Here is a 22,919-nt window from a genome sequence, read left to right on the forward strand (position 1 = left end):
GCAGGAACTTGACCCCGACCAACAACACGAACAATACCTAAAGGCGGGTCAATTCTCGGTGGAAACGCCGGGTCAGCTCTCAGTGGAAATCAACAACCCACGGCTTCGGCGTCACCACCACGCTGCCCTTTTCCATCTGACGGATGACTGCCTGAGCAAGGAATTCGGGAATGATCTGAACGTCGGAGAACTTCTCACGAAGGCGTTTCACCAGCTTGTTCAACCGCTCGCCCATAGGTCCGGTATAGACGCTCTCACCCGACACGAGGTCCTTGACGATCTCGACCCGGAAGTTCCAGACCTCACGCGTCCATTCCTTGGCATTCTCCGGGTCCAGCGTCACATAGTCGTTGGTCATTTCGAGATTGAAATGCCGGAGATGGTGCGCCAGGCTTTCGAACTTACCTTTGTACCGCCAGATATAGAGCACGGCGAAAAAGCGCCGGAACTGGCGAGGCTGCCAATGCCAAGTGAGGCTGTCATCATTATCGTTGGCGTACTCGACCGCACCTACGGAGCGAGCGAAATCATTGATCTTACCTTCGGGCGCTAAATCCGCGATCTTGCCGGAGACGGGGTCCAGGTAATCGAAAATGAGCGCGTTCGGATCACCGTCGCCATCGGCGTTGAATGAAGAGAGAACCTGAACCGCGCGTGCCACGATGTTCGGGATCGGTATCCAGGTCCGCGTCCTTTGCGTTTTCTCGATGTAGCATTTCATCCACCAGCCATCGACGTCGTTGCCTTCAAGACAATCGCGCTCCAGCATTTTGATCTCTTCGGTGCGCCGTGCTGTGAAGGCCGCGATCAAGATGAAACACGCCACGGCGATCTGGCTGATGCGTGGCTTCAGGGCTTCGGCGTCCGGGCGGCAAACGTCTCCGTTCTCGCGTGCATCGAGGTTGGCTTTGTAGGCACCCTGGACGGCATCGCTATTGTTCGCGACAAATCGGACCGACTCCTCCAGCAATTTCATGACCAGCAACGGAGGTGCTATCGGCGTCTTCGTCGTGCGTGCGCCAAGGTTGTCGGCCCGCTTCGCCGGGCCTTCCGGGAACGGCCGAAACCTGATGGTAGGAGCCTCAATATAATGTCGAAGCGCATATAGAGCGTCGAACAAGGTCGTGACGAGCTGAATGTTCTGAACGGTGATCGGGTCCTCTCTGAGGTCAGCCACCGACTGCTTCAACTCGCCATTCAATCGAGCAGTCGCAACCTCGACCTCCGAGTTGATCTCAATAGCCGCCCACTTCTTCGGAAGATTGAAGGCCAGGCGTATTGCACCGATGTTGAATTTCTTGTTCTTGACCAACGTGTGCGGGACGCCCTCCCAGGACGAGTACACCCCAAGTTTTTCCTTCACGATGGCTGAGGCCCGCAGCAGACTGTCGGAGCCCATAGCCGCTTCTTCGCATAACATATCGATGTCGAAAGACGTGAGAGTGGCAAAGGAATAGAACCCGCGAACGGTCATCCCGTAGCAAATCCGCAGCAAAGTCTTTGCGTACTGCGCATGCCGTTCGCCATCGTCGATGCGCGTGTAATTGCCTGCTCGGAGCCAGAACACCAGTTCCTTGAACGTGGCGTAAAGATTCGTGTGTTCGATCAGAGATCGACCGTCCGCCATCGGGACGTCGAATTTAACCGTCTCGTCCTTACCCTCGCCTGCTCCGTCTCTGAAGATCCATTCGTGGATTCCATAAGGAGACCCCAGCCAGCTACGGCGACGGCTTTCGTAATCGAAGCCATCAATCGTCTTATAAGATGGGGCCTTCAATGAAACAGGCATCAGAACAACCTCATGGGCGCGAAATTCGGGTTTGCAAGCATCTTGCTGGAGATTTCGGTCGCATCAGACCAGACGTCCGAAAACGACTGGCGCATCTTCATCTCGACCGCATCGCAGAAGCACAGCCACGGAAGCCATACCTTCTCCCACCGCTCCGGCTGGTCGCGAATCCAGTCGCCCTCCACCAGACGGAGCGAGTGCTGCCAAAGTTGAAGAATTGCGATTTCCTTCGGGATCGCGATCAAAATGAGCTGCGGGCAGCCTTTGACGCAATCAAGTGACTGGCAGAGCTTTCCCTCGTTGCCAGGCTTGCCGTATCGGTCGGCGCACATCGTGCCCAAGCCGGTCCTCATCACCGCCTCGACGCGACCAGCCATCTTCTCGTCATCCACACCAAGGAAGGCGTGAACTTCCTCGATCTTCTGGATGACGACAGTTTCCATCGAATACTGGAACAGCCGAATGTCGGTATCTCGCAGGTATCTAATGGGATACTTGTTTATGTACCCCTCATGGACCTGCGCCCCGTGCTGTCCCATTGCTCGCGACAAGCCCGTCTTCGCGTCTGACTCAAGCGCGGCCTTCAACAAGATGGACGGTCGCAGCATGTTTGGGGTCAGCGGGAGGTCAGCCAGTTCCGGAACCGACTGCACCATCCGCTTGAACTCGGCCCGGAATGTCCACTCCTCGATCAGCTTAAGGGTTTCGTTATTGCCCTTGCATAAGAAAAGCTGATTACGGTCCTCGTCAGCAATTTTGGGGTTACCTGCGAACGCCTCCCGAAGCCAGTTCATTCCCTTGATAGCGTCACAGCGATCAGGGAGGGTAACGAAGATCGGTTTTCCACCCGCCCTCGCCTTGTAGCCCGTTACCTTGCTATGATTGGGCTCCTCCGACGGCTCGATGCTGTCGCAATAGAGTGTTCGTCCAACCGATACGTTACTGCCGGATTCTAGTAGGTAGAGTGTGATGGTAGCGGCCACCGCCTCTTGCGTTGGCAAGAGGTACGATTGGAGCAGCATGCCACCACCGTAATCGAGGGCTCGCTTCTGAAAGAATTGTCCTTCTTGGCGGCCCGCTGCCTTATTGCTGGGGTAGATAGAACTGTACCGCTCAGCCACAACTCGGAGCAGGTTAGCGATGCCTTGCTCGCGGTTAGCTTCATCGGCCGGAAAATGCTCGCGGAGGAGCTGACGCCGCTGATGCTCGTTGATCTGCCCTCTGTTGAGAACGTCGTGAAGGACATCGCCAGGATCACGGCTAATTGAAAGAAGCTCTCGACCGCGATCCCAAAGTGCTCGACCAGCGTTCAAGAGGTTGGTCGCAGCGGTCTTGAGCAAATCGAGGCGACGGGTCAATACGTGGAGGATAACCTTGGCGGGGTTCTCCGCTGCCTTGAATTCGTGATTTTCCAGCTCCGCCTTCAAAACACGATTGAAGTCGCTCTGATCCAGCCCGCTAATTTCGATCTGACGGACATCAGCAGCCTGTTTTAGCATCGACGTAGCGAAGTGAAGATAATCGTCTACATGAGGGTTTTTGGGCTTCCCTTTCGTCCTCTCCGTTACCTCCGCCACCGAACGCAGATGGTTCTGATTGTCTTCACGGAAAGCGATGAGCCCCAATTCGTGCGGCGGCAAGATTCCGTCGTTGCTGAAAACCTTGATGACGCTGTTCGTCATCGTCAGCTTTCCATTCCGACTGGGAACGTGCTCATACCGCTCAACAAGGCCGTCACGATACGACTGGGTGGCGAGGGTAAACTCCTTCGCCAGGCTTCGCGCGTTCACTCCGTTTGAAAGCCCCTCCAAGAGCGCCACGCATGCCACCGACTTGTCGGTCGCAATAAAGCTCAGGAGTTCGGTAGCGGCGGAAAATGCGACCTTTGCTTTATCTTTCGTCGACTTGCGATAGAGCCGCTCGAAGCTCTCCTTAAATCGACGTGCGAACGAATGCGACCATCCTAGCTCAGCGAGCATGTGGCATTTGAAGACACGCCCCCCGGCAAAAGCGAGAAATGGATCGCTTTTTAGCCTTTCCTTGAACTTCAATTCCTCGCTTGCGATAACCTCGACATAAGGTGACCGCAATATCCTGTTTTTTGGCAAATCTAGTAATTTGCACAACTCCACCGTATCGAAGCTCTGGCCGTCTTTGCCGACCGGTGGCTCCTCCAACAGCTCACGAAGCTTGCGCAGGCTTTCGCCAATTTCCTTGGGTTGATAACTCGTCTCGGCGACACGCTTGTCGAACTCCTCGATAAGTTCTGCCAGACGAGGATATCGGATTAGAAGTGTGTTGGTTCTTGCAAAACCGAACTCACCAAACAGTTGGATGCGGCTCACTTTGCCGTCACGAACCTGCAGCGTGCCCTGATCAATTTGGTTCTCCAGCCATCGACGCATAGCTGGAATCTTGGCTTCGGTGGCCGACTCTTTGCCTCCGACCTCATTTTCGTAATCTTCCAATATCTGCGCGTAGATCGTCAGTGCGGTTTGACTGAGACCAAGCCGCCCCGTGATCAGCTTTCGACTGATCTTGCCTCCTCTACTTCTCTCCAGACCGCCGGAAAAGATCTGAGCATTGAGAATCTGGACGATCTTATAGGCCGTGCTCTCCTCAGGGTAATGCTGGTGCGTCGCAAGGCCCGGATACTGCGAGACTACCTGTCGGCCTGCCACATCAAGAGGCCCGATTTCATCAGGCTTTGCCCCGAATTTTGAAGTCTCTGGCAGAGTTGCGACAGGCTGAATGATTTCAAGCATAACTTCGTAATCTGTCAGGATGTCCTTTAGGGTGGACGACAAAAGGCTATTGCTTACACCCAGTCGGCTCGCCATTTCTCGGCGATTAATCAACCTTCGGTCAGCCTCGGACCGTGGGATCGTGTTAGTTTCCAGACATTCATTCAGCATGTCCACCAACCGCGCTTTGGTCGATGCCGATTTGTAGGACTGATGAACCGCGAGCGCAGAGAAACGGCCAATGTGGGGGACATCAAAGGCCTTCAACCCGCTGAGATCACTATCAGCATGGTCGAAGCCCTCATCTGAGGCCAACGGAGGGGGACGCACCGATAGCCGATGCACTTCTGCGCTATCGGCAGTTGGACCCGCCGCCTGGGTGTCGTCCAGCTTGCCGAGCGCGGTCTTCACAAGCTCAGAAACGACATAATCAAGAGGGTCGGATACCGTTTTGGAGCGCTCGTCGGCCATTTCGAAAAGCGACAGCTGCGCATCATCGACTAGCGTCTCACCGCCTCCTGACTTCGAGCTTTTTTTAGACATAGGACCGCCTTTCCCCGTGACTTGCGTGTCAACGGGTAATGTTGAGTTGTTTATTTTCGGTATCGGAAATGACGCGGTTTCAACCGCTGGACGCTATCATCCAGCCGCCATCGACTCCGTCAGCGATTGCTAAATTATCAGCATCTTTACTCGCTGGTTAACGCAGCGATGACTCGTGGAATATGAAGCCGATCAAACGGCGACGGGCGCATCGATAGCAGGATGCGGATCGTATCCACTCACCTCGAAATCGTCGATGGTATACCCATCGATGGAGTCCGGCCGTCTCAACAGGCGCAGCTTTGGGAACGCACGAGGCTCGCGGCTCAGCAGAGTATGGGCCAATTCCATGTGGTTTAGATACAGATGCGTATCACCGCCCACCCAGACCAGCTCTCCGGGTGCCATGTCAACCTGCTGCGCAACCATATGGAGAAGAGCAGCCTCCTGCGCAACGTTGAAGGGAGCGCCAAGGCCAAGGTCGCATGAACGCTGACCGACCAGAAGTGACAGCTTCGGCTTTACGGTCTTGGTAGCTTCACGCGCATCCCCAAGCCCGGTCACATGAAACTGATACGTCATGTGGCACGGTGGAAGTGCCATCTGGCCCAACTCCGGTACGTTCCACGCGTGGAAAAGCATTCGACGGCTCGACGGGTTCGTCCTCAGCGTTTGGATGAGGGTGGCGATCTGGTCGTGCTCGTTTCCGTCTGCATCGAGCCACCGACGCCACTGCTTGCCGTAGACCGGCCCCAGATCGCCCCATTGCAAAGCGAATGCGTCGTCGGAGAGGATGCGAGCTTCGAAGTCCTCCTGCGAGATTTCCTCACCGGTCGCCTTCCGATACTTGTCCAGGGGCCAGTCCGTCCAAATGCGGACGTTTTCTCTCAGCAGCGACTGGATGTTCGTCTGGCCGGTCAGGAACCAAAGCATCTCCTTTACGGCCGTTTTCCAGAACACCCGTTTCGTCGTGAAAACCGGGAAGGTTCCATCAGACAGATCGAAGCGCATCATCGCGCCGAAAACCGACAAAGTACCCACGTCAGTGCGGTCGATCCGGCGATCACCTTTTTCGAGAACGTGCTCGATCAGATCGAGATACTGATATTCGGGGTGGCGGGCCATTTTCAATTCCTGTGGTTATGCCAACAAGTCTGACAACGGCCGAATTCGGAAGCAATAGGCCGACTAAGAAGAATGGAGGAGCAGGCTCAGGCTACCAATGGTACCGGTACCATTCCAAAATTCCCGAAAACCTTTTTACACCAATTGCTTAAGACCAATGGTACATGTTTGATGCCGGAAAAGAAGCATACCCCGAGGAAGATGTCGGCCGAGCGCTGATAGAGCTGGCAGGAGAGCTTGCCATCGGCCACGTAGAACTGGAACAGGCAATGGCAGGGCGGCAGCGCCATCTGGTCGACCTCGGCCGGATTCCAGGCCGAGACGATATGGCGGCGCGAATTCGGGTTGTTGACGATGCCTTTGACGAGATTGGCGATCTGATCGATATGGCCGCCATCCGGCGCCGGCCACGAGCGCCACTGGGCGCCGTAGACCGGCCCGAGATCGCCGTTTTCGTCGGCCCACTCATCCCAGATCGAAACGCCGTTCTCCTTGAGATAGCCGATATTCGTCTCGCCCTTCAGGAACCATAAAAGCTCGTGGATGATCGAGCGCAGATGCAGCTTCTTCGTCGTCGTGACGGGAAAGCCTTCCTGCAGGTCGAAGCGCATCTGGTAGCCGAAGACCGAGCGCGTGCCGGTGCCGGTGCGGTCGCCCCGGTCGGAGCCCTTTTCCATCACATGGTTGAGGAGATCGAGATATTGCTTCATGGCGCGCTGATTCCGTTTGGCCTAATTTAAGCTCCCGGCAGCAGGAAACCAATCGCCGGCGGGCATTTTCCCAATGTTTCTGATGGCCCGCATAACGCTTTTATGACGTTGGCCCTTTCCTTGGGCAGCGGAAACCACTATATCACCCATGCCGGCTTTCGGGCCGGCTATGGCGATAAATGAGCGGTGTAATAAACCTATTGGACCCGGGGGCGGTACCCGGCGCCTCCACCAAAAACCGGCGGGCATGAAGGCCGGCTTTTGATGGGGGCGAAACAGGATCGACAAGGGTGTAAAGATCGTCTTTTTGCTCGGCATTGTACCGCCGTTATCGGGCTAAAATTGTAGTTGCAAACGACAACTATGCGGAAGCTCGTCTCGCTGCTTAATCGCGGTGTGACACTTCAATCAAAGTCCTAGTGGTTCGCACCTCTAGGCGGGGTCCGAAGGCACCTGGCAACAGAAGCCTTCACCTTCTCCCTGCCGCCGAAATCATGTATGCTGCTGAAAAACGTGACTCGGCTCCGGTCTTTCCCAAGGCGCCCGGACGTGGCATATAACCTTGTGAAAAGACTTCCGAACCGACGAAAGACAGGAAAAGCATGGGGCAGGATCATATCCGCTACGACATTCTGGCACAGGATGCACTTCGCGGCGTCATCCGCAAGGTTTTGGCGGAAGTCGGAGCGACGGGCCGCCTGCCCGGCGACCATCACTTCTTCATCACCTTCCTCACAGGTGCTGCCGGCGTACGCATCTCCCAGCACCTGAAATCGAAATATCCCGAGCAGATGACCATCGTCATCCAGCATCAGTTTTGGGACCTGAAGATCACCGAGTCGCATTTCGAGATCGGCCTTTCCTTCTCCGACGTCCCGGAAAAGCTGGTCATCCCGTTCAATGCCATCCGCGGCTTTTACGATCCCTCCGTCAACTTCGAGCTCGAATTCGACGTGCCGCTCGCCGATGGCGAGGAATTGCCGTCTGGTGAAATCACCGCTTATCCCGTCGATGCCGCAGCGAAGCCCGATGAGGCCGCGGGCGGAAAACCTGCCGACGGCGAAGAGAAGAAACCGGGTTCGGTCGTCTCGCTCGACTCCTTCCGCAAGAAGCAGTGATTTGAAGGGAGGCCAAGCCTCCCTTTTTCATAGGGATTAAGGGGCCGCATGAGCGCCGAAATCGTCAATCTGCGCCAATTCCGCAAGAAGCAGGCCCGCTCCGAAAAGGAGGCGCAGGCCGAGCAGAACCGCATTTCGTTCGGGCGCACCAAGGCTGATAAGCAGCTTACCCGCAGCCTGAACGAGAAGGCCGACAAGGCTCATCGCGACGGCCGTATCGAGACCGATGACGACGGCGCCTGATGGCTCAGGCAAAACTCGAAGAGCCGGAATGCACTCTGCGATCAGCCACTTATGCAGTTTCCCTGAATCAATGTACGAAAAACTCAACTTGATGCGGCGTCATGATCCGTAAGCATTCGGCGACATTGCACGGCCACCGCACCAGCTTCTCGCTGGAAGACGAGTTTTGGGACGAGTTGAAGGCGATCGCTGCTAGCCGTTCCATGCCGCTCGCCGCCCTGATTTCCGAAATCGATGACCATCGGCCGCCGGACAGCAACCTGTCCTCGGCACTGCGGCTCCACGTGCTGGCCTGGGCGAAGGCCGGCGCTGGCCGCGGATTATAATCAAATTCCACGCATTATCATTGCGCCTGAACGCCCGGCACCTGGTCGAAATTAAGCGAACCGGGCGGCCCGCCGCGCCGCGCTGCTTCCGCTTCGGCGGCGGCCCTCGCCTGCGCCTCCGCCTTGTCTTTGGCTTCCGCCGCGCGTGCAGCCTCTGCTTCCGCGAGAGCCTTCTGCGCGGCCGCCGCCTGCGCCAATGCGCGCAGCCGCTCTTCCTCTGCCTGCCGTTGCTGCTCGATTTCGGCCGCCCTGACGCGCTCGGCGTCGTTGAACCGGTAGAGCGCCGCCTCGCGGCGCAGCCGCTGCTTTTCGAGCACGATCGCTTGCAGCCGCTCGACGCGCCGGCGCTCGCGCTCAAAGGCGCGCAACGACAGGTAGCTGGTGATATCGGTCACATCCATCGTCTTGCCGGGCGACGGCAGCATGCCGGAAAAATTCAGCCTGAGTGACGGCTCAGCGCCGGACAGCACTTCCGTGCCCGGATTGAGACCGACGCCCAGCGTCGCGCTGATCCGTTCCTCCGGCAGCGCGATCTGCGCATCGGCGGTGATGCGGGCGAGATCGTTGGCGACAGTGACATTCTGCACGCGCAATGTCCCGTCGGCAATATTGAAGGGGATGCCGAGCGGCGGCAGCTTCGCCTCTCCGTTGCTGAGCAGCGTCTCGATGATCGGATGCACCTTGCCGGCATTGATCTGCTCCTGCATCGTATCGGTCGCGGCAAGCAGCGGCGGAAGGATGGCGAGGTTCAGCCCGCGTATACTGGTATCGCCGAGCCTCAGCTCGCCCGAACCGTTCAGCGAACTGGCAATCTCGCCGATCGTCTTGCCCGAGGCTTCCATCGACAGCGACAATCCGAATTTGCCGTTGGCAATCGGCGCGCCGTCGCGCAGCCAGACGACGCCGGCAACATCGGAATCGGCAAGTGCAAGTTTCGTCTGCAGGAAGCCGGTGCCGTTGGCATTGGTGAACAGCAGATTGCCGGAAAGCTTTCCGCCGTCCCAGTTGCCGGCCATGTCGTTGAGCTGCAGCTCGTCGCCCTTGTAGGCAACGTTGCTGGTGAAATCGGTGACCGCCGTTTCCGGCAGGCCGGGCCAGAACTGCTTGGCCGTCAGCTTCACGTTGACATCGAGATCCTTGAAGACGGGCAGCCCGAGCGGCGCCGTCGTCAGCGCACCATTGGCGGGATCAACGATCTGGCCGAACACTGCCTCGCCAAGCCAGCCGGCATCCGCCTTGGAGAGCGTCAGCTCGCCGGTCGCGGTCGTCTTCGCAGCCTTCCGGTCAAAGCTCAGCGCACCTGAAAACTCGTTGTCGGCCGCATGCCCCTTGAGATCGGAAAAGACGATCTTGTCGCTGTCGACGCGGGCATTGACCTGCAGGCCGAACGGCAGCCCGGCTCCCGTCTGCGGCAGGGCGATCCCGTTCATGATGAGATAGGGGTCGATATCGGCGCTGTCGAGCGAAAGCGCGATCTTGCCGTTCATGAAAGTCTCCGGCCGGACATCGACTTTGCCATTGGCCGTGAACGAGGTTCGGTCGGTCGCAAAGGTCAGCGCCGCATCGGCGGGATCGTTGCCCGATGCCTTCACCTTCAGCGTCAGGCGGCCGTTGGCGCCGACATCGACCGGCAGCGGATCGAGCCCGGCCTGGCCGAACAGGATGGACGGCACGGCATTTTCGAGCGTCGCCTCGAGGCTCGTCGTACCGTTGCCGGTCAGCGCCAGCAGGTCGGACATGCGGTAGTCGAGATTGACGCGGCTGCCGTTCGAGACGCCGGCAAGCGTCACCGTCAGCGCGTTGCCTTCGTCGCCGCCGAGCGTCAGCGCGCCGCGCAGCGCCGTATTGCCGTACCAGCCGGCATTGCGCACCAGCCGGTCGAGCACCGGATGATGCGGCAGGTGTTCGCGCAGCATGGTGAAAAAGCCACCGGGATCGGCCGATTTGAAGGTGATCTCGCCGGCGCCCTTATAATCGAGCAGCGAGCCTTCCGCCCTGCCCGTCGCCGTCAGTTCGGCGCCTGCAATATTCTTGATCGACAGCCGGTCGACGGCAAGCTCTCCGTCGGCAATCGTGAAGGTGGTCTCGACATTCTCGGCATCGACGCCGAAGGCCGTGAACTTATCGGCCTTGAGCTGGGCGGCGATCTTGTGGTCGAGCACGTTGTCGCCGGCATCCTGGCCGGTCATCAGCCCGCTTAGCGCCTGCAGCGCATCGAGATCGAGCGTGTCGCCATCCAGGGCCACCGACAGTGTCGGCGTCTGGCCGGAGATCGCCTGCCGCTCCAGCCGGCCCTTCAGCGTCGCCGGCCCCATGGCGATCTCAAGATTTTCGAAACGCTGCAATTCGGGTGTCAAGCTGACATTGGCGGAAAAGCCCGCCTGCCGCAATTGCCGGATGGCCGGATCGACCGCGCCGGCAAGCCAGGAGGCGAGCCCGGTCGGCTGGCTGGACGCCACCACGATCTGGCCATTGAACGAGGCTTCGCCCTGCAGCAGGAGCTTGCCTTTGCCTTCCACCTGCGTGCGCCCCGGCAGCGTACCGGTGGCGCTGTCGATCATCCAGCCGGTACCGGCCGGTTCAAGCTCCAGCTGCACGTCGCGCAGCGTCGTATCGCCGGCGACAATCGCCGGCAACTTGACACTTGCCTTACCCGGCACCTGCGGGATCGGCACCTGTGCGATGACATCGATCAACGAATTCAGCCGCTGGCGCGCCGAAACCGCCGGGTCGCGGGTCGTCTTGCCGGCCTCGCCCTGATTGCCGATGCGGTTGACGTCGATCTGCTGCCCGTCGGCGGTCAACAGGAATTCCGGCGCATTGCCGGTATCGAGCGTCGCCTCGCCGGTTATGACGTAGGGATCGTCCGTCGGTCCGATCTCCATCCGGTATTCGGGAATGCGGATGCGTTCATTGGTGAGCTCGAAGCGGCCCTTGACGCGCGGCGGCTGCTCCTTCTTGTTGGCGGGCTTGGCGCTGTTGCCGCTTTCGATCGCCGCCGAAAGCTGCCCCTGATAGTTCGGCTTGCTGTCGACGAGCTTCAATTCGCCATCGAGATCGATGCTGACGGGGTGCTTGTCCGGCGAAAGCTTCGTGCGCATGCGCAGCACGCCCTTTTCGTCGGGCTGGCTGCTCGAGATCAAAAAGCTGCCATGCTCGCCGTCAAGCGCCGCATTGCCCTCGATGCGCCAGGGGCCGGCCAGCGACTTGGCCGACATTTCCGCATTGAGGCCGGTGATGCGGCGTGAGCGGCCGGACTGGTCGTCGATGAACTCGACTTCACCGCCATTGACATGCACGTTTTCGAGAACGACGTTTTTCGCCGGTATTTCGGCGCGGCTGCCGCGCATCCAGTCGAGCGTGCCATCCTTGAGCAATCTCAGGCGCACCTTCGGATTGACGACGCGCATGTCGAAGATCAGCGCCTCACCCGACAGGAAAGGCGCGAGCTCCGCATCCATGGAGAACTGCTCGACCTTGACGATCGGCGTACCGTCCGCCTCCTGGCCGACGCGCACGTCATGCAGTGTGACCGACGGAAACGGCAGAAGGCGCGCATCCACCGTGCCGTAGACAGTGACCTTCTTGCCGATGATGCGACTTGCCTGATCCTCGAAATTCTTGCGGAAATCCGTCCAGTCGATGAACAGCGGCGCAAGCAGCGCCACAAACAGCACTACGACGATCACTCCCCCCAGAAAGACGAGGAACCGGCCTACCAATGCAAGGATTCTCCATTCAGCATTCTGTTGCCGACACTAGCGCTATTCATGCCGGGGGCAAGGCCCAAGTTCATGAGAATATTCCGTTTTCAGCCCTGGTGGAAAATCTTGCCGGGATTGAAGATATTGTCCGGATCGAGCGCCTGTTTCACCTGTCGCATCAGATCCACCGTGCCCCCCAGCTCTTGTTCGAGGAAAGCCATCTTGCCTTGCCCGATCCCGTGTTCGCCGGTGCATGTCCCGTCCATGTCGAGCGCCCGCCGATTGAGCCGCTGCACGAAGCTCTCGGCCTTGGCGATGTCTTCGGCGCTTTTGTCATCGAACAACAGCAGCACATGGAAGTTCCCGTCGCCGGCATGGCCGACGATCGGGCCGAGCAGCCCATGGGCCTCGATATCGGCCTGCGTTTCGGAAACACAATCGGCAAGACGCGATATCGGAACACAAACATCCGTCGAAAGTGCGGCAAGCCCGGGCGCCAGCGCCCTTGCCGACCAATAAGCGTCGTGGCGCGCCTTCCAAAGCTTGGTCCGCTCCTCGGCATTGGCGGTCCAAAGGAACTCGCCCCCGCCGCATTCCGCCGCGATCTCGCCAAAGGCTGCCGATTGCAGCGGCACCGTCTCGTCAGTGCCGTGGAATTCGAGGAAGAGCGTTGGGCTTTCGGCATAGGACAGCTTGGAATAGGCATTGCAGGCCCGCATCTGCACCGTATCGAGCAGCTCGATGCGCGCCACCGGAATGCCCATCTGGATCGTCATGATGACGGCATCGCAAGCCGCCTTGATGCTCGGAAAAGCGCAGGCGCCGCCGGCGATCTTCTGCGGGATCGCCTGCAGGCGCAGCGTCACCGAGGTCAGGATGCCGAGCGTGCCCTCGGCGCCGACGAAGAGCCGCGTCAGGTCATAGCCGGCGGAAGATTTGCGGGCGCGCCGGGCCGTGCGGATCTCCTCGCCATTGGCGGTGACGGCGGTGACGGCAAGGACATTGTCCTTCATCGTTCCATAGCGCACGGCATTGGTGCCGGAGGCCCGCGTCGAGGCCATGCCGCCGATCGAGGCATTGGCGCCGGGATCGATCGGGAAAAACAGTCCGGTATCGCGCAGATGGATGTTCAGCGCCTCGCGCGTCACACCCGGCTCGACGGTGCAGTCGAGATCCTCGGGATTGACCTCGAGCACCCGGTTCATGCGGCTGAAATCGATCGAAATACCGCCATTGGCGGCATTGACCTGACCCTCCAGCGAGGTCCCGACGCCGAAACCGATCACCGGCACCTTGTGGGTCGCACACGCCCTGACCACCGCCTTTACATCGTCGGCGCTCTCGGCAAAGAGCACGCCATCAGGCACCTGCGGCGGGATATAGGTGGTCGTGTGGGCATGCTGTTCACGGAAGGACTGGCCGGTCTGGAAGCGCTCGCCGAAGCTCTGCTTGAGAATGCCGAGCACGGCTGATATCCCCGCCTCGTTGCGTGTGCCGGCCTTCGCGTCCTTCAGCGCCATCCCTTTGATCTCCCTGCCATTCCATGGGACATGTCGTACCCCATGGGGTCAGGCTGGGTATGCGGCAAGTCAAAGCGACTGTCCAGTTAAGATTGGGAGAAGATCTCATTCCCTTTTTGTTACAGAACCGCCTTCGGCCGGGAGCGCTTCGGTGAATTCCGGCCGGGCCGGCTGTCCGGCGCCTCGAAAGCCCTGTCGAAGAAATCGGAAAGTCTTGCCGCCAGCGTGTCTGCGACGACGCCGCGGGCGCCGAGATGCGGCGAGGCCAGCAGGACGACCGGCAGCGTCAGCGCGAGGCTGGCGGCCTCGATCTCCTCGATGCCCTCGCCCACGGCATGAAGAAGCCGCCGCGGCAACAGACTGGCGCCGGCGCCTCTGCGCACCCAGGCAAGCTGCAGTCTCGGATCGTCGAGCTCGCCCGTCACCGGCAGATGTCTGCGGCCGACGCGGCTTGCCAGCAGTCGCCGGGCATCGCAAGGCTCGGGGCTCAAAACCCAGGGCATGTCGGCAAGCGTGAAGTCCCCGGCCCGCCATCGATCGGCGAATTGCGATGCGGCGATCACTGCAAGCTCCTCGTGACCGATGACTGCCCCACCGCCAGGCGGTGCCTCGCCGAGCACGATTGCCGCATCGAGCTGCCCCTGCCGGTACAATTCGGCAAGTTCGCCGCTCCAGCCGGTCTTGAGGTGCAGCGATATGCCACCGAAACCATCGACGACCTCGGCAACGATACTCGACACGCCATCGTCGGAGAGGCCGTTGGCAAGCCCGAGCCGGAAGACACCCCGCGGCTCCGCTCCGTGCGCCAGCGCCTTCATCTCCTCGAATGCAGCAAGGATCTCCCTGCCCTTCTCGACGGCCCTTGCGCCGAGGGCCGTCAACTGCGGCGGCTTCTGGCGGCGGTCGAGCAGCGCGCCGCCGAGCAGCGCCTCGAGGCGCTGTACCTGCCGGCTGACGGCCGGCTGCGTCAGCCTGACCCGATCCGCCACCCTCTGGATAGAGCCCTCCTCGGCGAAGGCAACCAACGTCCTGATCTCGTCAATCATTCTTCAAACACATAATCATTATGGATATTATGAATTTGAGAATAGCCGCTTCGGGCGGTACATGTCCAGCCGGAACCTGATCCCGGAGACATTCAATGAAAGCTATAACTTTGGAAGGCATCGGCTTCGACAGCCTGGCGCTAGTCGACCGCCCGCAGCCGGAACCGCGCCGGCACGAGGTGGTCGTGCGCGTCACGGCGACCGCGCTGAACTATCGCGACATCGAGATCGCCCGCGGCAGCTATCACACCGCCTTCCCGCACCCTCTTATCCCTCTTTCCGACGGTGTCGGCGAGGTGGTGGCGATCGGTGAGGACGTGACGCGCTGGAAGATCGGCGACCGGGTCAGCGGCACTTTCTGGGAGCGCTGGGTCGCCGGCGGCTTCGACATGGCGGAAGCGCAATACCAGCGCGGCGGACCGATCGACGGCTGGCTGGCCGAATATACCAGGATCGACGAGCAGGCGGCCGTGGCCGTTCCCCCGCATCTGACCGATGCCGAGGCAGCGACATTGCCATGCGCGGGCGTCACCGCCTGGCATGCGCTCGTCACCGAGGGCGGACTGAAGGCAGGAGACACGGTGCTGGTGCAGGGCACCGGCGGCGTCTCGTTGTTTGCCCTGCAATTTGCCGCAGCTTCGGGCGCCAGAGTCATCGTGACTTCGAGCACTGACGAGAAGATCGCCCGCGCGCGCACACTCGGCGCTGCCGATGGCATCAACTACGTCAGCCATCCCGAGTGGGATCAAGAGGTGCTGAGGCTCACCGGCGGCAGCGGCGTCGACCATATTATCGAGGTCGGCGGTCCGGAGAGTTTTGCCCGCTCGCTGCGCTCAGTCCGGCGCGGCGGCCAGATCGATGTCATCGGCTATCTCGGTGGTACGGCCGGTACGATCGACCCGCTCGATATCTTCCGCCGCCAGGCCCGCGTCCGAGGCATCCCCGTCGGCTCACGCGCCTCCTTCGAGGCGATGAACCGGGCGATCGACGTCAACCGCCTCCGCCCGGTCATCGACCGGACCTTTCCCTGGACGGAAGTGGCGACCGCCATGCGCCATTTCGAACGGGGCGGCCGCTTCGGCAAGGTGGTGCTGCTGCACTGACGGCAGCGGGGCGGCTCAGACGATCGGCGGATTGAGCCGCGCGAAACCCTCTTGCCGCCGATAGGGGAAATAGGGATAGGGCGCTGTCACCGCGCTGACGGCGTCGAGCTTTTCGATTTGCTCCTTCGACAGGCTCCAGCCGACCGCGCCGAGGTTCTGCCTGAGCTGCTCCTCGTTGCGGGCACCGATGATGACGCTCGATACCGTCGGCCGGCCGAGCAGCCAGTTGATGGCGATCTGCGGCACCGTCTTGCCGGTTTCCTCTGCGATGGCATCCAGCACCGCGACAATGTCGAATAGCTTTTCGTCGTCGACGGGCGGCCCGTACTGCGCCGTCTCGTGCAGCCGGCTCTCCCTAGGCAGCGGCTGGCCACGGCGGATCTTGCCGGTTAGCCGTCCCCAGGCGAGCGGGCTCCAGACCAGGGCGCCGACGCCCTGGTCGGCGCCGAGCGGCATCAGCTCCCATTCGTAATCGCGCCCCGCCAGCGAATAATAGACCTGATGGGCGACGTAACGCGGATAACCATGGCGCTCGGCCACCGCAAGCGACTTCATCAGTTCCCAGCCGGCAAAGTTGGACACACCGACATAGCGGATCTTGCCGGATGCCACGAGCCCGTCGAGCGTCGACAGCACCTCGCCGACCGGCGTCGAGGCATCGAAGGCGTGCAGTTGCAGGAGGTCGATATAGTCGGTTCCGAGCCGGCTGAGCGCAGCCTCGGTGGCACGGATCAGCCGCGCCCGCGACGTTCCCCAGTCCTGCGGCCCCTCGCCCATCGGCAGCGCCGTCTTCGTCGAGATCAGCACGGCGTCGCGCCGGCCGCGGATCGCCTGGCCGAGCACCTCCTCGGAAGCGCCGGCCGAATAGACGTCGGCGGTGTCGAAGAGATTGACGCCGGCTTCGAGGCAGATGTCGACGAGCCGCCGCGCCGCGTCCGCCTCGGTATTACCCCAGGCGCCAAACAGCGGGCCGCTGCCGCCAAATGTGCCGGCGCCAAAGCTCAACACCGGCACTCTGAGCCCGGATGTACCGAGATTTCTGTAGTCCATGGATCTGTCTCCTTCGTTTCCACTAAGATAGACCTCGACTGCGCGGTGATATAGATTGCCTGCGAGCAAATCATCTGTGACTTAAATTCATCATGAGCCGTCAGGACATCAACCGCTCCGGCGAAATGGAGGTCTTCGTCAGCGTCGTCGAGCGCGGCGGCTTTACCGCGGCCGCCCTCGCCCGGCGCATGACGCCGTCGGCCGTCAGCAAGCTCGTCGCTAGGCTGGAGCAACGCCTCGGCGCCCGCCTTGTCAATCGATCGACGCGAAAACTGCAGCTGACGCCGGAGGGTTGCGCCTTCTACGAGCGCAGCATCGCCATCCTGGCCGATATTGCCGAGGCCGAGCGCCAGGCCTCATCAGGCGAACAGGCTTCGGGCCGCATCCGTATCAACACCAGCGGCTCTTTCGGCAATCATGTGCTGGCGCCGCTGATGCCGGCCTTCATGGCGCTTCATCCCGCCGTGACGCTGGACATTTCCCATACCGACAGGATCGTCGACCTGATGGAGGAGCGCGCCGATGTCGCGATCCGCGCCGGCCCCTTGAAGAATTCCAGCCTGATCGCCCGCAAGCTCGGCGCCACCGGCAAGATCATCGTCGCCTCGCCGGATTATCTCAGGCGTCACGGCGAACCGCGCACGGTCGCCGATCTCCGCCGCCATTGCCGCATCGGCTTTTCCTATGCCCGCGCCGTCGAGGGCTGGCCGCTGCGCGAGGACGGCGAAACGATAACCATCCCGATCACCCCCGGCGTCCAGGTGGGAGACGGCGAAGCCATGCGCCACCTCGCCTTGTCAGGCGCAGGCCTTGCCCGCCTTGCTGCCTTCACCGTGCGCGCCGACATCGATGCCGGACGCTTGATGCCGGTGCTCGATGAGGCCAATCCCGGCGATCTCGAAGAATTCTACGCCCTCTACATGGGCCAGGGCGGCCCGCTGCCGGCGCGCGTGCGCGCCCTACTCGACTTTCTCGCCAGCCATGTGCGCCTCTGATAAATTCCGCCCAAACCGTTTGGCGACTTGACGCGATGACATGGAAAAACAATCGCTTGAAGCGGCCAGATGAATCAGTTTGGCATCCGCGAGCGGCGAGACGCCAGATTTCGCAATTGACCGCGTGCCTCGCGCCCACCTATACCGGACCCGCGCCAGCCGGCCCTTGCAGCCGGCCTCTCTTCGTCATGCCGGAGCCTCCTCCCATCTTCAGCCTCAGCGCTTGGCACCGGCCGGGAAAGACATGGGGATCATGCCATTCAGCGACGCACGCCGCCTGCTGCGCGATGCCGGCCTGCCGAAATGGGCGCTGCTGCTGGCGCTCTCCACCGCTCTCGTCGTCTTCCTCGAATTCTTCGCCCTGCCCGCCTCGCTGCTGATCGGACCGATGGCCGCGGCCATCCTGCTGGCGCTGACGGTCGGCAAGGGAAAGCTTCGCATTCCGGTCTGGCCGCTGCAATTCGGCCAGGTCTTCGTTGGCCTGATGATGGCACGCACCATCACTCCCGATATTCTCGGCACCATGGCGAAGGACGCGCCGCTTTTCCTGCTGTTCATTTTCTCTGTCATCGCCATTGCCACCGGCCTTGGCTGGCTCTTGACGCGCTGGCAGGTGCTGCCGGGAACGACCGCCGTCTGGGGTTCTTCGCCGGGCGGGGCGTCGGCCATGGTCATCATGTCCGAGGCCTATGGCGCCGATGCCCGCCTCGTCGCCTTCATGCAATATCTGCGCGTCGTCTTCGTCGCCGTCGGCGCCTCGGTGATCTCACGCCTGTGGGTGGCCGCCGACGGGGCCGAACCGCCACCGCTTATCCTCTTTCCCGAGGTCGACTGGCCGGCCTTTGCGGCGACGATGGCTTTCGCGGCCATTTGTGCCTATGGCGTCCGGCGTCTGCGCATCCAAGGCGGCACGATCATCGTGCCGCTCTTCCTCGGCGCCTTCCTGCAAGGCGTCGGCCTCCTGAAGATCGAGCTGCCGATGTGGCTGCTCGCCATCGCCTATGCGCTCGTCGGCTGGAGCATCGGCCTGCGTTTCACCCGCTCGATCCTTGAACATGTGGCGCGCGCCCTGCCGCGGGTGTCGGCCTGCATCGTGCTGTTGATGGCGCTCTGCGGCTGCATGGCGGCGGCCCTCCATATATTCGCCGGCATCGACCCGCTGACGGCCTATCTCGCCACCAGCCCCGGCGGCGCCGATTCCGTCGCCATCATCGCCGCCTCCAGCGATGTCGACGTGCCTTTCGTCATGGCGATGCAGACCGGCCGCTTCCTCATCATTCTGCTGATCGGCCCGACGCTCGCCCGCTTCATCGCCCGCCGCTCCGGCCTTGCGGAAAATCCCGTATAAAGCGCGGGGCGGAATTGTGGGCGAGCGTTGCCCACTGGCCAGGCGTCATGCCGTAGGCCTTCTTGAAATGCCGGTTGAGATGGCTCTGATCGGCAAAGCCGGTCGCCGCCGCCGCGTCCGAAATTCCCTCTCCCGCACCGATCATGGCGCGGGCCTGCTGCAGCCGCCGCATCAGCAGATAGCGGTGCGGGCTGGTGGCGAAGGCGGCCCGGAAATGCCGCGAGAGCGCGAAACGGTCGAGCCCGGTCACCGCTTCCAGCTCGCCTGAGCGTACCGCTCGCAACGCATGCGCCTCGAGATAATCCCGCGCCGCTCGCGCCTGCCGCCAAGCGACGCTGCCGAGCGGCCGGCGTGGCATCAGCGCATGCTTGGACAGCCCACCCGTCACCCGCGAGATGAAGTCGTCGACGAAAAGCTCGTCCAACTCGCGGTCGAGTTCGCCGAGCGCGGCAAGCAGCACGCCGGCGAGCGCTGGATCGCCGATAACAGGTTCTCTGACGAAGGGAAGGCCGACGCCATCCGCCTCCAGGCATTCGAGCAGCAGCGACGGTTCCAGGTAAAGCATGCGATAGTGCAGCCCGTCTTCGGTCCCCGCCCCGCCGTCATGCTCCTCATCGGGATGCAGCACGATCACCTGGCCCGGCAGGCTGAAGCGTCGCTCGCCGCGATAGCCGAAAGTCTGCACGCCCTTCAGCGTCACGCCGAGCGCATAGGTGTCGTGTCGATGCGGCTCGAAGGCATTGCCTGAAAACTGCGCCTCGATGCGCTCGATGCCGGGAAAGGCCGGGGCCGCCAGGATGGCGTTGCCGGATGGTCCCGCGCACAAACGTTCAAGACCTTCGAAGGCCTGCGGATGTAGATCCTGGCTCAACGCGCCCGATACTCCATAACCCGAGGTGAAAGACTGTCCGATGTTTGATACCAAAATTGCCGTCGTCCTGCGAAACAATCTTGCCGGCTGGCAGAAGCTGAACGTTACCGCCTTCCTGATGACCGGCATCGCCGGCGGCCATCCCGAAATCATCGGCGAGCCCTACAAGGACCGCGCCGGCAATCTCTATAATCCGCTGTCGATCCAGCCGATCATCGTACTCTCCGCCGACGAGGCGACGATCTCAGCCATCCATCGCCGCGCGCTGGACCGTGAGGTCACCGCTTCTCTTTTCATCGAGGAGATGTTTGCGACTGGCCATGACACCGCCAACCGCGCCGTCTTCGCAGAATTCACGCCTGACGATGCCAAGGTGGTCGGCATCGCAGTACGGGCCGAAAAGAAGATCGTCGACAAGATCACCAAGGGCGCGACGATGCAGCAATAACAAAAACAGCCGAGCATAGCCCGGCCGCTTCAAAGATGGGAGAATCCGGCTCAGCCCTGCGTGATCGGCGCGATCTGGATCTCGACGCGGCGGTTCTGGGCGCGGCCAGCCTCGCTGGCGTTGGAGGCGACCGGTTGCGACGGGCCGAAGCCGACGGCCGAGACGCGGCGCTGGTCGATGCCCTGGCCGCCGAGATAATCGGCAACCGAAAGCGCGCGGCGCTGCGACAGGTCCTGATTGTGCTGGAGGCTGCCGGTCGAATCCGTATGGCCGTTGACGTCGATCAGCGTGCGATTGAACTTGCGCAGCACGATCGCCACCGAATTCAGCGTCGGATAGAAGCCCGGCTTTACCGCATCCTGGTCGACGTCGAAGGTGATGTTCGACGGCATGTTGAGGATGATGTTGTCGCCGTTGCGGGTCACCGAAATGCCGGTGCCTTCGAGCTGGGCGCGAAGCTCGGATTCCTGCTGGTCCATGTAATTGCCGATCGCCCCGCCGGCGAGCGCGCCGACGCCGGCGCCGATCAGCGCTGCGTTGCGCTTGCCGTGGCCGCCGCCGCCGACAGCCACGCCGACCAGAGCACCGCCAAGCGCACCAAGCGCCGCGCCGCCCGCCGTATTGGAAACCTTCTGTTCACCGGTATAGGGATCGGTCGTCGTGCAGGCAGTGAGATAACTTGCTGCGACAGCCAAAAGTACGAATTTCTTGATCATGGACAGGATGGTCTCCGTTCGAAGCTGATGCGAGCAAATGGCAAGGATTGCGGCAAGAAAATGAAGATGCTCTCGTGATAGGGGAATTTCAGGCGCCGAAATAGGAGCCATGTTGCGGGATTGCGCTGATATCACCAGTTTTAATGGATCGAACACGCGCCTGCGCGGCAAAAAGGCACAACAACCAGCCCTTATCGTGAGGAGGCCCAAAGGCCGTCTCGAACCACGAGGGCGGGTGGCGGCTCACAACCTTAGAAATTCTGGAACAGCTGCCGCACGGTGTCGTAAGTGGCATTGGCAATGTTCAGCGATTGCAGGCCGAGCTGCTGCTGCGTCTGCAGCGCCTTGAGCTTGCTCGACTCTTCCTCCATGTCGGCATCGACGAGCCGGCCGATTCCGGCGGTGTTATTGTCGTGCAGTTTCGAGGCGAAATCATTCTGCAGGTTGATGCGTTTCTCCAGCGCGCCGAAGGCCGAACCGACCGTCGTCAGCTGCGTCAGCGCGGCATCGACGACACTGATCATTTCGCCGATCTGTCCCTTCGTCGTGGCGTCCGAAAGCGAGATCACCACCTGCCCGGTGGTGGTGCCGTTCTTGCTTTCCATCAGAACATAATTCTGCGAGGCGCCGAGCTCGGTGGCGAAATAGGCCGATGTCAACACGCCGTATTCGCCTGAGCCGGTGGCACGGTCGTCGATCAAATAGCGCGCGTCCTTGGAGCTCGTCGCTCCCACCGGCGTGTTGTCGATATGATAGCTCAGCATGCCGACCGAGACCGTGCCGTCCGCATTGCGGATGAACGAGGCCGGGATCTGGCGCGGCTGCGTCGGCGTCGCGTCGTTGTTGAGGATCACCCAATTGTCGCTGTTGAAGGTCGCCGATTCCGAAACGCTCCGCAGTTGCTCCTGCAGTTGCTTGATCTCTTCGTTGACCTTGTTCTTGTCGATGCCGTCTTCGGTCGCGGCAACCAGCTTGGCCTTGATCTCGGAGACGACGTCGATGACGTTCTCGACGCCGGTATAGGCTGTGCCCATCGTCGCCGCCGCCATGCCGAGTGCATCCTGGATCGCCGAAACGGCCTTGTTGTCGGTGCGCGCGGTGGTGGCGACCGACCAATAGACGCCGTTGTCGGCGGCTTTTGCGACACGCATGCCGGTCGTGATGTGGTTTTGGGTAACCGTCATATTCCGGTTGATATCGCGCAGCACATGAAGCGCCGCGTCCACGGAGACGCGCTGATAAATACTCACGGGAACTAAACTCCAAAACGCAAACAGGACGCAAACTGCACAAGAAATGAACCGTTGCCGCGCGGACATTCATGTCCGGGGTCGCTGGAGACTCCAGCGCGTTGCAGCCTTCAAGAAACGAAGAAGACCAGCCGGTTGCTGGCCACGATCATTGCCGTTTATGCTTAACAAACGGCTAAACTTCAGAAGTAATTTATCTTATTTCGCAAGGTTTCATACACCATAAGAAACGCCGCCGAATGGCGATCCGGCGGCGTGGTCAATTCGGAT

17 protein-coding genes, 1 other RNA gene and 1 pseudogene are annotated in these 22,919 nt (G+C 61.0%); 8 read left to right on the forward strand and 11 right to left on the reverse strand.

Features of this window, described 5'->3' with window-relative positions; genetic code table 11:
• Window positions 1–79 precede the first annotated feature (79 nt).
• The 4 genes and pseudogenes from FHX14_RS19345 to FHX14_RS19360 all read right to left on the reverse strand — a co-directional run.
• Window positions 80–1,789, reverse strand: coding sequence for a hypothetical protein (locus FHX14_RS19345; protein WP_184378172.1), 1,710 nt, complete (start codon window positions 1,787–1,789; stop codon window positions 80–82).
• Window positions 1,789–5,076, reverse strand: a complete 3,288-nt coding sequence (locus FHX14_RS19350; RefSeq protein ID WP_184378173.1) for a hypothetical protein — start codon at window positions 5,074–5,076, stop codon at window positions 1,789–1,791. The genes FHX14_RS19345 and FHX14_RS19350 overlap by 1 nt, the downstream gene beginning before the upstream one ends.
• Window positions 5,077–5,268: 192 nt before the next feature.
• A complete protein-coding gene (gene thyA / locus FHX14_RS19355; protein WP_184378174.1) occupies window positions 5,269–6,201 on the reverse strand; it encodes a thymidylate synthase in 933 nt (310 codons plus the stop codon).
• A 188-nt stretch (window positions 6,202–6,389) separates the two neighbouring features.
• Window positions 6,390–6,911 (reverse strand): annotated as a pseudogene (locus FHX14_RS19360) (thymidylate synthase); the annotation flags it as partial.
• Window positions 6,912–7,022: 111 nt separating this feature from the next.
• Between FHX14_RS19360 and ssrA the strand changes: the two are divergent.
• The 4 genes from ssrA to FHX14_RS19380 all read left to right on the forward strand — a co-directional run bounded on the left by ssrA (window position 7,023) and on the right by FHX14_RS19380 (window position 8,598).
• Window positions 7,023–7,385, forward strand: a transfer-messenger RNA (tmRNA) gene (gene ssrA / locus FHX14_RS19365).
• 128 nt (window positions 7,386–7,513) lie between these two features.
• Window positions 7,514–8,029 carry an SspB family protein gene (locus FHX14_RS19370; RefSeq protein WP_184378175.1) on the forward strand — a complete coding sequence of 172 codons (516 nt, stop codon included), beginning with the start codon at window positions 7,514–7,516 and terminating at the stop codon, window positions 8,027–8,029.
• A gap of 48 nt (window positions 8,030–8,077) precedes the next feature.
• Window positions 8,078–8,272 carry a DUF4169 family protein gene (locus FHX14_RS19375; RefSeq protein ID WP_184378177.1) on the forward strand — a complete coding sequence of 65 codons (195 nt, stop codon included), beginning with the start codon at window positions 8,078–8,080 and terminating at the stop codon, window positions 8,270–8,272.
• A gap of 101 nt (window positions 8,273–8,373) precedes the next feature.
• Window positions 8,374–8,598, forward strand: coding sequence for a ribbon-helix-helix domain-containing protein (locus tag FHX14_RS19380; protein ID WP_179613134.1), 225 nt, complete (start codon window positions 8,374–8,376; stop codon window positions 8,596–8,598).
• Between the two features lie 17 nt (window positions 8,599–8,615).
• Here FHX14_RS19380 and FHX14_RS19385 read toward each other — a convergent pair whose 3' ends face one another.
• The 3 genes from FHX14_RS19385 to FHX14_RS19395 form a co-directional block, all read right to left on the reverse strand.
• Window positions 8,616–12,320, reverse strand: coding sequence for an AsmA-like C-terminal region-containing protein (locus FHX14_RS19385; protein ID WP_184378179.1), 3,705 nt, complete (start codon window positions 12,318–12,320; stop codon window positions 8,616–8,618).
• A gap of 89 nt (window positions 12,321–12,409) precedes the next feature.
• On the reverse strand, window positions 12,410–13,822 hold the full coding sequence (locus FHX14_RS19390; protein WP_183696797.1) for an FAD-linked oxidase C-terminal domain-containing protein: 1,413 nt from the start codon (window positions 13,820–13,822) through the stop codon (window positions 12,410–12,412).
• A 119-nt stretch (window positions 13,823–13,941) separates the two neighbouring features.
• Window positions 13,942–14,868 (reverse strand): LysR family transcriptional regulator, encoded by a 927-nt coding sequence (locus tag FHX14_RS19395; protein WP_184378181.1) that lies wholly within the window; start codon window positions 14,866–14,868, stop codon window positions 13,942–13,944.
• Window positions 14,869–14,963: 95 nt separating this feature from the next.
• On the opposite strand from FHX14_RS19395, the gene FHX14_RS19400 reads away from it, so the two are divergent.
• A complete protein-coding gene (locus tag FHX14_RS19400) occupies window positions 14,964–15,971 on the forward strand; it encodes an NAD(P)-dependent alcohol dehydrogenase (protein ID WP_184378183.1) in 1,008 nt (335 codons plus the stop codon).
• A gap of 15 nt (window positions 15,972–15,986) precedes the next feature.
• Here FHX14_RS19400 and FHX14_RS19405 read toward each other — a convergent pair whose 3' ends face one another.
• Window positions 15,987–17,021, reverse strand: a complete 1,035-nt coding sequence (locus FHX14_RS19405) for an aldo/keto reductase (protein WP_184378185.1) — start codon at window positions 17,019–17,021, stop codon at window positions 15,987–15,989.
• Between the two features lie 92 nt (window positions 17,022–17,113).
• On the opposite strand from FHX14_RS19405, the gene FHX14_RS19410 reads away from it, so the two are divergent.
• Both FHX14_RS19410 and FHX14_RS19415 read left to right on the forward strand, forming a co-directional pair.
• Entirely contained in the window at window positions 17,114–18,016 is a 903-nt protein-coding gene (locus tag FHX14_RS19410) for a LysR family transcriptional regulator (protein WP_012558339.1), read from the forward strand.
• A 253-nt stretch (window positions 18,017–18,269) separates the two neighbouring features.
• The gene (locus FHX14_RS19415) at window positions 18,270–19,364 is read left to right on the forward strand and encodes an AbrB family transcriptional regulator (RefSeq protein ID WP_184378187.1); all 1,095 of its coding nucleotides are present in this window, start codon (window positions 18,270–18,272) and stop codon (window positions 19,362–19,364) included.
• On the opposite strand, the gene FHX14_RS19420 is transcribed toward FHX14_RS19415, so the two are convergent.
• Window positions 19,324–20,235: an AraC family transcriptional regulator gene (locus FHX14_RS19420; protein ID WP_184378189.1), complete on the reverse strand. Its 912-nt coding sequence runs from the start codon at window positions 20,233–20,235 to the stop codon at window positions 19,324–19,326. The genes FHX14_RS19415 and FHX14_RS19420 overlap by 41 nt on opposite strands.
• A gap of 40 nt (window positions 20,236–20,275) precedes the next feature.
• Between FHX14_RS19420 and FHX14_RS19425 the strand changes: the two genes are divergently transcribed.
• Window positions 20,276–20,683 carry a DUF2000 family protein gene (locus tag FHX14_RS19425; RefSeq protein ID WP_184378191.1) on the forward strand — a complete coding sequence of 136 codons (408 nt, stop codon included), beginning with the start codon at window positions 20,276–20,278 and terminating at the stop codon, window positions 20,681–20,683.
• Window positions 20,684–20,733: 50 nt separating this feature from the next.
• Here the strand turns inward: FHX14_RS19425 and FHX14_RS19430 are convergent, their stop codons facing one another.
• The gene (locus FHX14_RS19430) at window positions 20,734–21,399 is read right to left on the reverse strand and encodes an OmpA family protein (RefSeq protein WP_003593423.1); all 666 of its coding nucleotides are present in this window, start codon (window positions 21,397–21,399) and stop codon (window positions 20,734–20,736) included.
• Between the two features lie 251 nt (window positions 21,400–21,650).
• Window positions 21,651–22,649: a flagellin gene (locus tag FHX14_RS19435; protein ID WP_003593421.1), complete on the reverse strand. Its 999-nt coding sequence runs from the start codon at window positions 22,647–22,649 to the stop codon at window positions 21,651–21,653.
• Window positions 22,650–22,919: the final 270 nt, after the last annotated feature.

The organism is Rhizobium sp. BK619, from assembly GCF_014195245.1.
In the GTDB taxonomy this organism is placed as follows: domain Bacteria; phylum Pseudomonadota; class Alphaproteobacteria; order Rhizobiales; family Rhizobiaceae; genus Rhizobium; species Rhizobium acidisoli.

What these genes read in the sequence shown, in the direction of transcription:
- FHX14_RS19400 (WP_184378183.1), top strand. Translation starts at nt 14,964, where the DNA reads ATGAAAGCTATAACTTTGGAAGGCATCGGCTTCGACAGCCTGGCGCTA.
- FHX14_RS19415 (WP_184378187.1), top strand. Translation starts at nt 18,270, where the DNA reads ATGCCATTCAGCGACGCACGCCGCCTGCTGCGCGATGCCGGCCTGCCG.
- FHX14_RS19425 (WP_184378191.1), top strand. Translation starts at nt 20,276, where the DNA reads ATGTTTGATACCAAAATTGCCGTCGTCCTGCGAAACAATCTTGCCGGC.
- FHX14_RS19375 (WP_184378177.1), top strand. Translation starts at nt 8,078, where the DNA reads ATGAGCGCCGAAATCGTCAATCTGCGCCAATTCCGCAAGAAGCAGGCC.
- FHX14_RS19395 (WP_184378181.1), bottom strand. Translation starts at nt 14,868, where the DNA reads ATGATTGACGAGATCAGGACGTTGGTTGCCTTCGCCGAGGAGGGCTCT.
- thyA (WP_184378174.1), bottom strand. Translation starts at nt 6,201, where the DNA reads ATGGCCCGCCACCCCGAATATCAGTATCTCGATCTGATCGAGCACGTT.
- FHX14_RS19345 (WP_184378172.1), bottom strand. Translation starts at nt 1,789, where the DNA reads ATGCCTGTTTCATTGAAGGCCCCATCTTATAAGACGATTGATGGCTTC.
- FHX14_RS19430 (WP_003593423.1), bottom strand. Translation starts at nt 21,399, where the DNA reads ATGATCAAGAAATTCGTACTTTTGGCTGTCGCAGCAAGTTATCTCACT.
- FHX14_RS19350 (WP_184378173.1), bottom strand. Translation starts at nt 5,076, where the DNA reads ATGTCTAAAAAAAGCTCGAAGTCAGGAGGCGGTGAGACGCTAGTCGAT.
- FHX14_RS19410 (WP_012558339.1), top strand. Translation starts at nt 17,114, where the DNA reads ATGAGCCGTCAGGACATCAACCGCTCCGGCGAAATGGAGGTCTTCGTC.
- FHX14_RS19390 (WP_183696797.1), bottom strand. Translation starts at nt 13,822, where the DNA reads ATGGCGCTGAAGGACGCGAAGGCCGGCACACGCAACGAGGCGGGGATA.
- FHX14_RS19380 (WP_179613134.1), top strand. Translation starts at nt 8,374, where the DNA reads ATGATCCGTAAGCATTCGGCGACATTGCACGGCCACCGCACCAGCTTC.
- FHX14_RS19405 (WP_184378185.1), bottom strand. Translation starts at nt 17,021, where the DNA reads ATGGACTACAGAAATCTCGGTACATCCGGGCTCAGAGTGCCGGTGTTG.
- FHX14_RS19370 (WP_184378175.1), top strand. Translation starts at nt 7,514, where the DNA reads ATGGGGCAGGATCATATCCGCTACGACATTCTGGCACAGGATGCACTT.